We start from the raw sequence: 13,617 nt of genomic DNA on the forward strand, positions 1-13,617 counted from the left end.
TTTAAGTTTTTGATTAATAAAATAATCAAATTAAAAATTGTATAACTTTTAAAAACTTAACAAGCCTTTCTCCAATCTAAATGTTTCATTCCATTGTTATTTTCTGTTAAAAACTTATGATTTTTTAGCATTTTTCAGTACTTTTTTGAGTCTTGCTAGTAGCAATTAAAAAGGCGCAGTGATAGCATATTTGCAGACCAGTTAGACTGCTCCTGCGTTGTTAGTCCCTAACACAATTAGGAACAATAAAAGCACTTAACAGACTAACTTAGGTTTTTTTTAATCTCAATTTTTAGAGAGTGATGCCATGTTATTCAAAAAAATCGCTATTGCTGCTGCAGTTGCTACTACTCTAGCTTTCGTTGGTTGTGCTAAAAAAGCTGACGACGCTGCTGCTGACGCTAACCAAGCTGCATCTGAAGCTGTAGAAGCTGCTTCTGAAGCTGAAGCTGCTGCTGACGCTGCTGCTGTAGAAGCTACTTCTGAAGTTGCTGTTGCTGAAGCTGACGCTGCTGTTGCTGAAGCTGACGCTGCTGCTGCTGTTGCTGTTGACGCTGCTGCTGACGCTACTGCTGCTTCTGAAGCTGCTGCTCAATAATCTTTTAGATTATTCAGTACAAAAAAAGAGAGCCTTGAGCTCTCTTTTTTTTATTTTAAAAACTGAAATTTAGAAAAATAACAGAATTTAAAAAAAAGCAGATCAGTTGATCTGCTCATTTCCCACACGTTGACGGAACTTCTGTCCCGCACGGAAGGTCACCACACGGCGTGCAGAAATCGGAATTTCTTCACCCGTTTTAGGATTACGGCCTGGACGTTGACGCTTATCACGCAACTCGAAGTTACCAAAACCCGAAAGTTTTACTTGTTCGCCTGAGATCAGCGCTTGGCTAATCTCATCGAAAAACAACTCAACCATTTGTTTTGCTTCACGACGGTTTAAACTCGTGAGCTCACTTAAATGATCAGCCATTTCTGCTTTAGTTAGTGCTGTCATGAAGCCCTCAATGTCGCTTGGTAAGTGTTTTCTAACACTTGAAGGATATTATCCATACCTGATTTAATTTCAGCATCTTCCAGTGTACGGCTTGGATGCTGCCAGAGAAGTGCAAATGCCAGTGAGCGTTTCCCTTCTTCTACTCCTTGTCCAGTGTACACATCGAATAACCACGTCGAGTCTAAAAGCTCCCCACCTGTTTTTTCGATAAGTCCCTGAATTTCGCTAACATTAATCTTATCACTAATTAAAAGCGCAATATCACGTCGAACCGATGGAAAACGTGATAATTCTGTAAAATTAGATACATAAGTTTGCAAAACAGCCGTTTGATCCAATTCTGCCACCCAAGTCGTTGCCAGATCAAGCTCGTCTTCCAGAGAAGGATGTAGACGCCCTAGGTAACCAATTGATTGACCATTCACGAGAATTTCTGCGGATTGACCTGGGTGTAACCAGCTACGCTCTGAACGTACATATTCCACTTTGACACGGCCGGCAGCCAGAATTTCTTCTACATCACCTTTAAAGTCAAAGAAGTCCATTGCAGCAGGTTTAGCATGCCAAGATTCAACATGACGTGAACCGGTTGCAATCAGCGCAAAGGTTGGAATCTGTTTTAAATCATGAATGCTGCTGGCTTCCTGATAGTCAAAACGTAAACCCAGTTCAAAGAAGCGTACACGGCTTTGCTGACGGTTAACATTGTACTGAACACAAGGGATCAGACTAGACAACAAGGTAGAACGCATGACAGCCAAATCACTTGAAATTGGATTTGCTAATGCTAATGGATTCACACCGGAATTAAGTTGCTTTTCAAGCTTCAAGTCAGCGAAGCTAAAACTGATCGCCTCTTGATAGCCTAAAGTCACCGCCGTTTGACGTAATTGACCCAGTTCAAACTGATCCTGGTATTTTGCCAACTTCACATCAATCACAGGCAGACTGATTTGAATGTTGTCATAGCCATGAATACGTGCAACTTCTTCAATCAAATCCTGATAAATCACCATATCATAACGATGTGATGGCGGAACTACAGACCATTCGCCTTCTGCTTTTACCATCACCGTGCAACCAAGGCGTGTCAAGGCATCAGTAATAAAATCGCTTTCAACTTTATAACCTAATAACTGATCGACTTGAGCTTGGTTTAATTCAATCGCATCACGTTTTGGCAAAAGTTCAGCTTTTTCCGCCACGGTGATTGGTCCAAATTCACCGCCAGCCAGCTCAGAAATAAGCTGAGATGCACGGTGCATTGCAATTAATGGCAATTCAAAGTCCACACCACGTTCATAACGTTGTGAGGCATCCGTATGTAAACCAAAGCTACGGGCACGACCGGCAATATGTAATGGTGCGAAGAAAGCAGATTCCAGGAAAATTTCAGTGGTTGCATCACTGACTGCTGAAGACAGGCCACCCATGATACCGGCAATCGCCAATGCTTTTTCGTCATCCGCAATCACCATCACGTTGTCAGAAAGCTCAACTTCTTGCTCGTTTAAAAGCACAAGTTTTTCGTCCGCAGTGGCTTGACGTACATGGACTGCGCCTTGCACCTTAGCAGCATCAAATGCATGTAGCGGTTGACCCAGCTCCATCAAGACATAGTTGGTAATATCGACCAGAATACTGTGCTGACGAATACCTGAACGTGCTAATGCGCGTTCCATCCATACAGGAGTCGCTGCCTTGGTATTGACGTTTTTGATCACACGACCTAAGTAACGTGGACAGCCTTCAGTGCTGACTACAACCTGCTTTTCATCAGCAATGGTTGCAGTCACTTCTTTAATTTCAGGCGCAGTCACTGGCAATTGGTTAATCACACCAATTTCACGTGCGATCCCGCGAATGCTGAAACAGTCACCACGGTTCGGCGTGATACTGATGTCAATCACATTGTCATCAAGATCCAGATATTCACGAATGTTGACACCCACAGCTGCGTCGTCTGGTAGCTCTAACAGACCGTCAATTTTATCTTCGAGATCAATCTCAGAAGCGCCGCACAGCATCCCTTGAGACTCAATACCACGTAGCTTGCCTTTCTTGATTTTGAAATCACCCGGCAATACCGCACCAATGGTTGCTACAGGCGCTTTCATGCCTACACGTACGTTTGGCGCGCCACAGACGATTTGTAATGGCTCAGCTGTACCGATATTCACAGTGGTCACACGTAAACGGTCTGCATCCGGATGCTGTTCTACTGTCAGAACTTCACCAACCACTACGCCTGTAAATGCTTTTGCTGCAGGTGCAAGTTCATCGACTTCAAGACCTAACATGGTCAATTGATCAGAAAGTTTGTCGCTATCGATGGCTGGGTTGACCCATGTGCGTAGCCAATTTTCGCTAATTTTCATTGATATAAAACCTGTAATTCAAATCTCTAGAATCCCCCTCTGACTCCCCCTTTTCTAAGGGGGAGAACCCCATTTATTTCGTGGAGTCCCTCTCCTTTCTTAAAGGAGAGGTTAGGAGAGGATTAAATAAAAAGTTTTAAGCAAACTGGCGTAAGAAACGCACATCATTTTGGAAGAACATACGTAAGTCGTTCACACCGTAGCGCAACATCGCAAAACGTTCTACGCCCAGTCCGAAAGCAAAACCTTTGTATTTCTCAGGGTCAATGCCGGCAGCTTGTAGCACATTTGGATGCACCATACCGCAGCCCAAAACTTCTAACCAGCGACCGCGTTCATCCATGATATCCACTTCAGCACTCGGCTCAGTGAACGGGAAATAAGATGGACGGAAGCGTACTTTCAAATCTTTTTCGAAGAATTCATTCAGCAGGTTAATCAACAAACCTTTCAGTTCTGCGAAGCTGGTATTTTCAGCCACATACAAACCTTCGATCTGATGGAACATTGGCGAATGGGTTTGATCCGAGTCACAACGATAGACACGGCCCGGACACACGATCTGGATCGGTGGCTGTTGTGTTTCCATCGTACGGATCTGTACACCAGACGTATGCGTACGTAGCAAATGATTTACATCGAAGTAAAAGGTGTCATGCATGGCACGCGCCGGGTGATGCCCCGGAATATTCAGCGCTTCAAAGTTATGATAGTCATCTTCAACTTCAGGACCAGTGGCCACCGTAAAACCGGCTTTGGTAAAGAACTGACAAATACGCTCTTGTACCTGGGTTACAGGGTGGATACTACCCACCTGTTGACCACGACCGGGCAAGGTAATATCAATGGTTTCGCTTGCCAATTTTTGTTCTAACGCCGCTTTATGCAGTTCAGCTTGACGTGATGTTAATGCAGCGGTAATGGCTTCGCGTACAGCATGGATTTGTGCACCGAAGACTTTACGTTGTTCAGGATCCATTTTACCAAGCGACTTAGATTGTTCCGCGAGCTGGCTTTTTTTCCCCGTAAATTGCACTCGTACTTGATCAAGTGCAGCAAGGTCTTCTGCTGCTGCAATCGCAGCGAGCGCTTCAGTGGTCAGGGCTTCCAGTGACATAGTAACTCTCAAAGCAACAGGTTAAAAAATATTTTAAAACCCCACATTCTAACAGTTTTTAGACACTTTGATGAAGATACGTTTTAAGGAAAATTAGATTGGCATGATTAAATATAAAAAGTATAAGATAAACACAATATCAATCAGATCAAATCACTATGGCACTCGATCAAATTTGGAAACAGCAGCTGACCTTGGTCACTTATGGCAATGAGTATCTGACTCAGGACCTGAGTTTCAATCGTTGGATTCAACATTCCATTTTTAATCAGCATCAGTTTGCCTTCCGGGATCTGATGTCACAGCACCTATTGGCCCAGCATTTTCAGATTTGGCTGGAAGGACTTAAAAAACAAGGGGTTCGCCGACTAAGCTTGCATCGCTCGGATTTACTGGTTGATGAAAAAAATCCGAATGCCAATGTCGAGCTGCTACCTCTGGCGCATTTTATCGTCAGCCATGGTGCCAAAGCCAAAACTGCCTGGATTATTGGCAAAGAATTGCCGGAATGGTATAGCGCGGACAATGATTACGAAGCGCCTAAATCGCAGCAGTCCCCTTTACGTCATGAAACATTCTGGTGTTATGAGCTGAATCCCAAACTGGCCAAGCGTATTGACACAGATCTGGAAGCACCGAACTGGGATGATATTCAGGCTTATACCAATTATGAGTTATTTGAAAGCAGCCTAGCTCAAGATTTTATAGAACCGGCATATACCAATCTTCCATACTACGGCACGATACCTGCAATTCAGGCAGATACAGAAAGTCATTTGGCCCTGATTCCAACCGACTATTCAGCTGATTATGCGCATCAGACTTTATACCGGCTAGATGCCTTAAATGAGTTTATTCAAACTAAAATTCAACATCCCTATACGTCAGATGGTGAAGTCCTGAGCTCAGATCAGCAGCTCAATTTACGCCACTTTTCACAAAAAATTGATGATTTAAGTGCCAAATTCATCAGCAAAGTTGCCAACCACTATAAAACTGCACAGCTCACCCCAAAAGTTGCGCCTGACCCATTTGTGGGTATGAGTACCGAACACCGTTCGCCCAAAATATCTAAAGCGGAAAAACCTCAAGATCCGGGCAAATCTAATTCTGCAAATGTACTGACCTTGATTGTGATTACCGTGATTATCTGTCTGATTGGCTACTATTTTGGTCTTTAAGATTTCAGCAAGAAAATATTAACTTCTTGGATAAAACTTAGCCGAATCCAGTGGATATATTGATATTCGACAGCAGAGATGAGCTTGAAATAATGCTGTCGGTTTTCGCGATGAGTTTTGATCATTCATCAAACAATTGAATCTCAACTCAACCAGGGTTTGATATTTTTTCGATTATTTGAATTTAACCGCAATTATTTTTTACTCAGCGCTCGAGATAATGCTCTTTTTATTGCTCAGTAAAGATGGGAATAAAAGGTTAAATTCAAGCAGATTACAGTATTAGTTTCAGCCCATTTTTCTGAAATAGTATCGGTGTCGTTATTCGCAAACTTAACTTTTTTTAGTCTGATCGATGGGCGACCATATTTCACGAAAATCGCGCATTAGCTATTTCCCATTTTTCAGGCAAAAAAAGACCGCCAAATGGCGGTCTTTTTTCAAGTCATAAAGACTTATGCAGCCAACGCATCTTTTGCTTTTTGAGCAATCGCAGCAAACGCAACTGCGTCATGCATAGCGATGTCAGCAAGAACGCGACGGTCAATGATTACTTGAGCTTTTTTCAAGCCAGAAATCATGCGGCTGTATGACAAACCGTTTTGACGTGCACCAGCATTGATACGTGCAATCCACAAAGCGCGGAATTGACGTTTCTTCTGACGACGGTCACGGTATGCATATTGACCAGCTTTGATTACCGCCTGGAACGCTACGCGGTAAACGCGTGAACGAGCACCATAGTAACCTTTAGCGCGAGCAAGAATTTTTTTGTGACGGCGATGAGCCTGTACACCACGTTTTACACGAGCCATTTATAATCTCCTTAGATGTACGGGCACATACGACGAACTGAAGCAACGTCACTTACGTGAACCATTACACAGCCGCGCAATTGACGAATACGCTTAGCAGATTTTTTGGTCAAAATGTGGCGTTTGAACGCTTGTTTACGCTTAAAACCGTTAGCAGTCGCTTTAAAGCGTTTAGCTGCACCACGGCGAGTTTTCATCTTAGGCATAACAACCTCTTTTGAACACCTGTTCGGCTCGTTTGCACCATTACAAAACGACCTGCAGGTAAGGGAGCGAGTATTCTAAAGCATCTTTGTTTAAAACAAAAGCATCTTCATCCAATAAGCGAATTTAAACAGGATGATTTTATAATTTCACTTTAAAAATAGTGCGCAAAACGGAATCAGAAAAATCGCTTCAGGTTTAGAACAGGGCAAAAGCCGCATAAATAAACAGATAACGTCCAATTTTCGCCAGGCTGACAATGAGCAAAAATCGGGCAAAGTTTTCTTTCAGTAATCCTGCAATTAAAGTAATGGGATCTCCAATAATAGGCACCCAGCTCAGCAGCAAAGACCAATAGCCATATTTCTGATATATCACTTGTGCCTTGAGCATCTTGTCTTCTGACACCGGAAACCATTTTTTATTTTTATAATGCTCGATTTTGAGCCCCAGATACCAGTTGACACAGGAACCCAGAATATTCCCCAGACTGGCCACCGCAATTAACAGTGCCACACTATGGCTTGCCTGTACCAAAAGACCAAGCAGCACAGCTTCAGACTGTAAAGGCAGTAATGTCGCTGCACCGAAGGCTGATAGAAAGAGCAGAAACAGGCTCATGCCAGTATTAATGGCTTAAACGCAGTTTTTTCTTGGCTTTGCTATATTCCCAGCTGGACCACAGTACTGCTGCCACCATTGCCATGATCCGTCCCCATTTATACTGCTGAGTAATGGGTTCAATCGCTGCACGCAAAATCTGCTGATCTTTGGTATTGAGAGCAGCAATTACCTGATCGATATGTACAATTTCAGCAATATAAAGCACTAAACATGCAGCAATACCGAAGAGAATACTCCAGTAAATTCGGGTATTGCTTTCAACAATCTTGGTAAAATTCAGAAGAAAATCGTTCATATATCCATCCAATAAAAAACCACCTTAAGGGTGGCTTTATTTGTTTAAGGCTATTTTAGCATAAAGGCTGCAGCTTAACTGACCTGTATGGCGAGCGCTTTCTGAACTGCAGGACGTGCATTCAAGCGATCGATATATTTAGCCACTTCAGGATAATCTGCCAGATTAATCTGCTGCCAGTCGTGTCGCAACAACCACGGGAATATCGCCATATCGGCAATCGAATATTCACCAGCCACATAATCCTGCCCGACCAGCTGCTTGTTTAACACGCCATACAGACGTTTGCTTTCATTGACATAACGCTCGATGGCATAGGCGATACGTTCAGGTGCAAAACGGCTAAAGTGATGATTTTGCCCAAGCATCGGGCCTAGTCCACCCATTTGCCACATCAGCCATTGTTCTACCTGAATACGTTTGATTTCATCTGTCGGATAGAACATGCCGGTTTTACGACCTAAATACTGCAAAATCGCACCCGATTCAAAGATTGAAATCGGCTGGCCATCTGGCCCTTCCTGATCGACCATCGCCGGAATTTTATTGTTAGGAGAAATAGCCAGAAAGTCAGACTGGAACTGGTCATTTTCCAGAATATTAATCGGAAAAATTTGATACTTCAGCCCCATTTCTTCCAAAGCAATGCTAATTTTATGGCCGTTGGGGGTGCCCCAATAATATAAATCGATCATTTTTTTAATACTCCCTGCACTTTATCTATGCCATGATGCATTCAACATAGAGGATTCAGCCAGAAACAACAAGCCTGTATTTCAAAAATATTTTTATATAAATATCATTATCTTAATAAAAATTCATGTATTTTTTTATTTTTTATCTTGAAAATTTTTACAGCAGACACATATTTATTTGTGCATAAGGATTGCGTCAATCTTATGTACTGTCGATGTCTGACATGACAGATCTTATTTTCTTGTTTTTATAACTTTGCTTAATCGAGAAGGTTCTAATCATGAGCAACTTAAATCTTCATCCTCTGTTTCGTCGTAGTATCGGTTTTGATCGCTTGAATGACTTTATTGACTATGCCATGCAAAGTGATGCGCCGAATTATCCCCCGTATAATATCGAAAAGCATGGCGAAAATAATTATCGGATTGTGGTCGCAACTGCGGGTTTCCGTCAAGAAGAACTCGACATTCGTCTGGAAAATAAGTTACTGACCATTTTAGGTAAGCCTGAAAACCAGAACAATGACCATACCGAATTCTTGCACAAAGGCATTGCACGACGTACATTTAAATTGTCTTTACGCCTGGATGAATATATTGAAGTACAACAGGCAGATTATGAAAATGGTCTATTGATCATTGACTTGCAACGTATCATTCCAGAAGAGAAATTGCCGCGCCAAATTCCGATTGGCAATAAACTGCTGATTGAAAATGGTGAAAAATCAGTTGAATAAGCTGGATTTGACTTAAAAGAAGGCCCAAAAGGGCCTTTCTTTTTAACTCCAGATTCTCTAAGCTCATTAAAATAATACGCTTTATGATCATAAAAATAAGCTATGAACGCGTCAGAAAAAATCTTGTTTCATCAGAGTAGTCCGATCATGCGCGCTATCGGATATTTACTACTCTGTTATCCGGTTGGCATATTCAGCATTTTTTATTTAAGCAGTCTGCGTAGCAATTCCAGCTTTCTGCAAGGATTGTTATTTTTATGGCAGGAGTCGCCTGGCTTTTATGTTTATATCGGCGGCTTTCTTGGTCTTTCGCTGCTCATGCTGGGAACCAAACTAAAAATAACGTCTCAGGCAATTTATTATACTTTGGCCGGTTTCCGGATCAGCCTCTGCTTAAAACGACACTCGGTACACTATAGCTTTCTGAATCCGCGATACGATTCTCTCAAAGCCCATCTCAAGCGCTGGCTGAGTAGAACTCCAGCGCATCTCATCAGTCAACGCGATGGCACTCTAGATTTTAGATTATGCCAGCCTGATCTGATCAATCAAATCTGTCTCGGATTTTTCCGGATTCAATTGTCAATGTTTTCCCGGCAACAGGCTCAACAGATTATGCAGGCCATACAAACTGCTTGGAATTTTAGGGCATAAAAAAAGCCCTGCATCTGCAGGGCTTTTTTCGCTTCATGAGTGCTTACTTTTTCTTTTTAGGACCAAGCAGCATACCCATTTGACGGCCTTCCATTTTCGGCATCTGTTCAACAGTACCGAATTCAGCCACGTCAGCTTCAATTTTTTGCAATTGAGCCAGACCCAACTGTTGGTGCGCCATTTCACGGCCACGGAAACGAAGGGTGATTTTCACCTTGTTACCTTCTTCAAGGAACTTGATGATTGCACGTAGTTTTACGTTGTAATCACCAACATCAGTACCCGGGCGTAGCTTGATTTCTTTCACCTGGACTTGATGTTGTTTTTTCTTCGCTTCTTTCTGCTTTTGCTTAAGATCAAACAAATGCTTGTTGAAGTCCATGATCTTACATACTGGTGGCTCAGCATTGGCTACGATCTCGACAAGATCAAGTTCCACACTTTCTGCTGCGCGCAGGGCTTCAGCTAAGCTTACAATCCCTTTTTGCTCACCATTTTCGTCTACAAGACGGACTTCTTTCGCACGAATTTCATCATTCAAGGCAGGACGGTTTGATTTGTTACCGCCCTGTTGATTACGGTCAGGCTGTTTAATCGCTGTTACTCCACAATGTACCGGCCGCGTTCGGCAACGGCTGCTTTTACTAGGTCAACGAAAGCATCGATTGACATAGTACCCAAATTTTTTCCTGAGCGGGTACGGACGTTTACTGTACCTTCTTCAACTTCCCGGTCCCCAAGTACCAGTAAGTAAGGAATACGCTCTAATGTACGTTCACGAATCTTAAAGCCGATTTTCTCATTTCTCAAGTCAGAAATTGCACGAATACCGTTTTCTTTAAGTTTTGCGACAACTGACTCACATGCTTCTGCCTGAGAATCGGTAATATTCATCACACACGCTTGCATCGGCGCCAACCAAGGTGGCATGAAGCCTGCGTAGTGTTCAATCAGTATACCAATAAAACGCTCAAAACTGCCAAGAATTGCACGATGTAACATTACTGGCTGATCGCGGTCGTTATCTTCTGTGACATAAGACGCATCTAAACGTTCTGGCAAGTTAAAGTCACACTGAATGGTACCACACTGCCAGACACGACCCAGACAGTCTTTCAGAGAGAATTCAATCTTCGGACCATAGAATGCACCCTCGCCCGGCTGAAGCTCCCATTCAAGACCCGCAGCATCTAAAGCATCTGCTAAAGATTTTTCAGCCATATCCCAAAGTTTGTCATCACCGACACGCTTTTCAGGACGTGTTGATAATTTCATTTGTACTTCTTCGAAGCCAAAATCTTTGTATACGTCGAGTGTCAATTTGATAAAGTCTGCAACTTCAGGCCCAATCTGTTCTTTGGTACAGAAGATATGCGCATCATCTTGGGTAAAGCCACGTACACGCATAATGCCGTGTAAAGAACCTGATGGCTCGTTACGGTGACATGAACCAAATTCTGCCAGACGTACCGGAAGATCACGGTATGATTTTAAACCCTGGTTGAACACTTGTACGTGACAAGGACAGTTCATTGGTTTAACCGCGTAGTTACGGTTTTCAGAATGCGTGGTGAACATGTTGTCTGCATAGTTGGCAGCATGTCCTGATTTTTCCCACAGCGTGAAATCAACCACTTGCGGGGTACGGATTTCTTCATAGCCGTTGTCTTGCTGAACTTTACGCATGTATTGTTCAAGTACCTGGTAAATGGTCCAGCCGTTCGGATGCCAGAACACCATACCCGGTGCTTCTTCTTGCATATGGAACAAGTCTAGCGCTTTACCAATTTTACGGTGATCGCGTTTTTCTGCTTCTTCAATACGTTTTACATAAGCTGCAAGCTGTTTCTTGTCTGCCCACGCTGTACCATAAATACGTTGTAACTGTTCGTTTTTCGCATCACCGCGCCAGTAAGCACCAGAGATTTTAGTCAGCTTGAACGATTTTAAGAATTTGGTATTTGGTACGTGCGGACCACGGCACATATCCAAGTAATCTTGATGGTAGTACAAGCCCATTTGTGTTTCTTCAGGCATGTCGTTGATCAAGCGTAATTTGTATTCTTCGCCACGCGCTGTGAATTCTGCAATCACTTCGTCACGCGGGGTCATTTTTTTCACAACATCATAGTCTTGATCGATGAGCTTTTTCATACGCTCTTCGATGGCTGCCATGTCGTCTAATGTGAATGGACGTGGCATCCAGATGTCATAGTAGAAACCTTCTTCAATGACCGGACCAATGACCATCTTTGCTTCTGGGAACAGTTGCTTAACCGCATGACCCACCAAATGCGCGCAAGAGTGACGAATAATTTCGACACCGGCTTCGTCTTTAGGCGTAATAATTTGTAAGGTTGCATCTTCAGTGATGAGATCAGACGCATCCACTAAACGGTCGTTTACACGACCAGCAACGGTATTTTTTGCAAGACCAGGACCAATGCTGAGTGCAACGTCCATCACAGATACGGCTTGATCAAACTGTTTTTGATCGCCATTTGGCAAAGTGATAATTGGCATAAGAAATCCTTAAGGAGTGATGCCCCGTACCATGGAGCATGTCACCGCGAGATTATGATCGAGGAAAACCTCAAAAGATAAAAACGGTGGATAAATAAAATCGATTCGAATTTTACACGGCTTGGCCGCATGATTAAACCTTTTCCCCAATAAAAATCAGATTTACTCCCAAATCTTTCCCTGATCTTTAAAGACTTAGGCTCATCTTTTAATTCAAAATGTGGTTATTCCCGGAAAGTCTGCCACTCAATAAATGTTCTCTCACGATAAACATAGAGCTGGGCAAATTGTGGAATGATGGCTTCACTTTGTGTCGGCCTTAAAAACACATAATCATCGACATGAATATTGCATTGCCTAGGTACCTGAAGCATTTCCTGATTACTACTGCGACCATACAACAGATGCGGCCGGCTTTTTTCAGGATAAATATAATCTGCCTGCCAATAGCCACCATAGATAAACAGTGCTTTATGCCGATGCGGCAAATGATTCAGCATTTCCAGACCCGGAATCTGGCTATAAGACAATACCTTTAAAATCGGTGTGGCAATCCAGAGCGCACATTTTAAAACGGATAAATTGTCCAGATCGAAGTCACTGGGTTTGAGCAGCATCGAGCCAAAAGCCAGATCATTACAGACACTCTGCTGGCAGTGCTGCATAAAGGTCGGACTGCCACCACCGTTAAAACACAAATCTGCCCGCCATAAATCGGGGAATTGCTGCTGAATAGTATTTTTATATTGTTGATAAATCTGCTGCGATTGCTGATAACTTTTTTCGGGGCTTTTCAAAATATTCGGCAATTTGGCGACATGTGCATCATAGCCCATCAACCCTGAAAGCCTGAGAGCGTCGGGATATTGCTGAATGAGTTTGAGTAAGGCTATTAACTGTTGCTGACTACTCACCCCACCACGATGTAAGCCGACATCAATTTCAATATTGATATTTAACTGAAGATTAGATTCTTGAGCGAATTGCAGATATTGCTTCAAGCGCTTTATGTCATCGACCAGCCATTGAATATTGCTTTGATCATTTGCTTTATTTTGTTCAGGAACGTTTTGATAAAAACCTTGTACCGCATGAATTGGCATCGGTTTACCCAGCAAGATATCAGCCTGTTCAAATGCTCTCATCATTTCTAAAAGATGGGGTAAATGAAATACCATAAATCGTCGGGTATTCAGCTTTTCACTGGCCAGTTTGAGTAGCGGGATACTGGCTAGAGACTTCACCACCAGACGCGGCTTGAGCTGCGCAGGGATTTTTGCCTGTACAATCTCCAGATTCTGCTGATATTGAGCCAGATCCAGAATCAGTTGCGGTGTACCAGTTCCCTGCTGCTGCAAATCTCGGGTCAGTTGCTGAAAATACTTCGATTGCATAAT

The 13,617-nt window shown here is 42.9% G+C and carries 15 protein-coding genes; 4 read left to right on the top strand and 11 right to left on the bottom strand.

Features of this window, described 5'->3' with window-relative positions; all coding sequences use genetic code 11:
• The first annotated feature begins 307 nt into the window (after positions 1-307).
• Entirely contained in the window at positions 308-598 is a 291-nt protein-coding gene (locus FTU40_RS08320; protein ID WP_180040483.1) for a hypothetical protein, read from the top strand.
• Between the two features lie 102 nt (positions 599-700).
• On the opposite strand, the gene FTU40_RS08325 is transcribed toward FTU40_RS08320, so the two are convergent.
• From FTU40_RS08325 to pheS, 3 genes are all read right to left on the bottom strand, one after another.
• Positions 701-997, bottom strand: a complete 297-nt coding sequence (locus FTU40_RS08325) for an integration host factor subunit alpha (protein WP_004783565.1) — start codon at positions 995-997, stop codon at positions 701-703.
• Positions 994-3,375, bottom strand: a complete 2,382-nt coding sequence (gene pheT, locus FTU40_RS08330) for a phenylalanine--tRNA ligase subunit beta (RefSeq protein ID WP_180040492.1) — start codon at positions 3,373-3,375, stop codon at positions 994-996. Before pheT ends, FTU40_RS08325 begins: the two co-directional genes overlap by 4 nt.
• 136 nt (positions 3,376-3,511) lie before the next feature.
• Complete coding sequence (gene pheS, locus FTU40_RS08335; protein WP_005095803.1) at positions 3,512-4,492, bottom strand: phenylalanine--tRNA ligase subunit alpha; 981 nt, start codon at positions 4,490-4,492, stop codon at positions 3,512-3,514.
• 158 nt (positions 4,493-4,650) lie between these two features.
• Between pheS and FTU40_RS08340 the strand changes: the two genes are divergently transcribed.
• A complete protein-coding gene (locus FTU40_RS08340; protein WP_005095801.1) occupies positions 4,651-5,673 on the top strand; it encodes a hypothetical protein in 1,023 nt (340 codons plus the stop codon).
• 455 nt (positions 5,674-6,128) lie between these two features.
• Here FTU40_RS08340 and rplT read toward each other — a convergent pair whose 3' ends face one another.
• The 5 genes from rplT to FTU40_RS08365 all read right to left on the bottom strand — a co-directional run bounded on the left by rplT (position 6,129) and on the right by FTU40_RS08365 (position 8,306).
• A complete protein-coding gene (rplT, locus tag FTU40_RS08345; RefSeq protein WP_005095799.1) occupies positions 6,129-6,488 on the bottom strand; it encodes a 50S ribosomal protein L20 in 360 nt (119 codons plus the stop codon).
• An 11-nt stretch (positions 6,489-6,499) separates the two neighbouring features.
• Positions 6,500-6,694, bottom strand: coding sequence for a 50S ribosomal protein L35 (rpmI, locus tag FTU40_RS08350; protein ID WP_004278281.1), 195 nt, complete (start codon positions 6,692-6,694; stop codon positions 6,500-6,502).
• Between the two features lie 196 nt (positions 6,695-6,890).
• Positions 6,891-7,313 (bottom strand): YqaA family protein, encoded by a 423-nt coding sequence (locus FTU40_RS08355; RefSeq protein ID WP_180040494.1) that lies wholly within the window; start codon positions 7,311-7,313, stop codon positions 6,891-6,893.
• Between the two features lie 7 nt (positions 7,314-7,320).
• The gene (locus tag FTU40_RS08360) at positions 7,321-7,611 is read right to left on the bottom strand and encodes a hypothetical protein (protein WP_005095794.1); all 291 of its coding nucleotides are present in this window, start codon (positions 7,609-7,611) and stop codon (positions 7,321-7,323) included.
• A gap of 74 nt (positions 7,612-7,685) precedes the next feature.
• Positions 7,686-8,306: a glutathione binding-like protein gene (locus FTU40_RS08365; RefSeq protein WP_180040496.1), complete on the bottom strand. Its 621-nt coding sequence runs from the start codon at positions 8,304-8,306 to the stop codon at positions 7,686-7,688.
• A 281-nt stretch (positions 8,307-8,587) separates the two neighbouring features.
• Here FTU40_RS08365 and FTU40_RS08370 point away from each other — a divergent pair, with 281 nt between their 5' ends.
• Both FTU40_RS08370 and FTU40_RS08375 read left to right on the top strand, forming a co-directional pair.
• Complete coding sequence (locus FTU40_RS08370) at positions 8,588-9,043, top strand: Hsp20 family protein (protein WP_074384066.1); 456 nt, start codon at positions 8,588-8,590, stop codon at positions 9,041-9,043.
• Positions 9,044-9,145: 102 nt separating this feature from the next.
• Complete coding sequence (locus FTU40_RS08375; RefSeq protein ID WP_074384065.1) at positions 9,146-9,697, top strand: hypothetical protein; 552 nt, start codon at positions 9,146-9,148, stop codon at positions 9,695-9,697.
• A 43-nt stretch (positions 9,698-9,740) separates the two neighbouring features.
• Here FTU40_RS08375 and infC read toward each other — a convergent pair whose 3' ends face one another.
• The 3 genes from infC to FTU40_RS08390 all read right to left on the bottom strand — a co-directional run bounded on the left by infC (position 9,741) and on the right by FTU40_RS08390 (position 13,614).
• Entirely contained in the window at positions 9,741-10,238 is a 498-nt protein-coding gene (infC, locus tag FTU40_RS08380; protein ID WP_004647518.1) for a translation initiation factor IF-3, read from the bottom strand.
• 59 nt (positions 10,239-10,297) lie between these two features.
• Positions 10,298-12,220, bottom strand: a complete 1,923-nt coding sequence (thrS, locus tag FTU40_RS08385) for a threonine--tRNA ligase (RefSeq protein ID WP_005095787.1) — start codon at positions 12,218-12,220, stop codon at positions 10,298-10,300.
• Positions 12,221-12,444: 224 nt separating this feature from the next.
• Positions 12,445-13,614 (bottom strand): alanine racemase, encoded by a 1,170-nt coding sequence (locus tag FTU40_RS08390; protein WP_180040498.1) that lies wholly within the window; start codon positions 13,612-13,614, stop codon positions 12,445-12,447.
• Positions 13,615-13,617: the final 3 nt, after the last annotated feature.

The organism is Acinetobacter sp. YH12100, from assembly GCF_013419135.1.
Lineage (GTDB): Bacteria > Pseudomonadota > Gammaproteobacteria > Pseudomonadales > Moraxellaceae > Acinetobacter > Acinetobacter pseudolwoffii.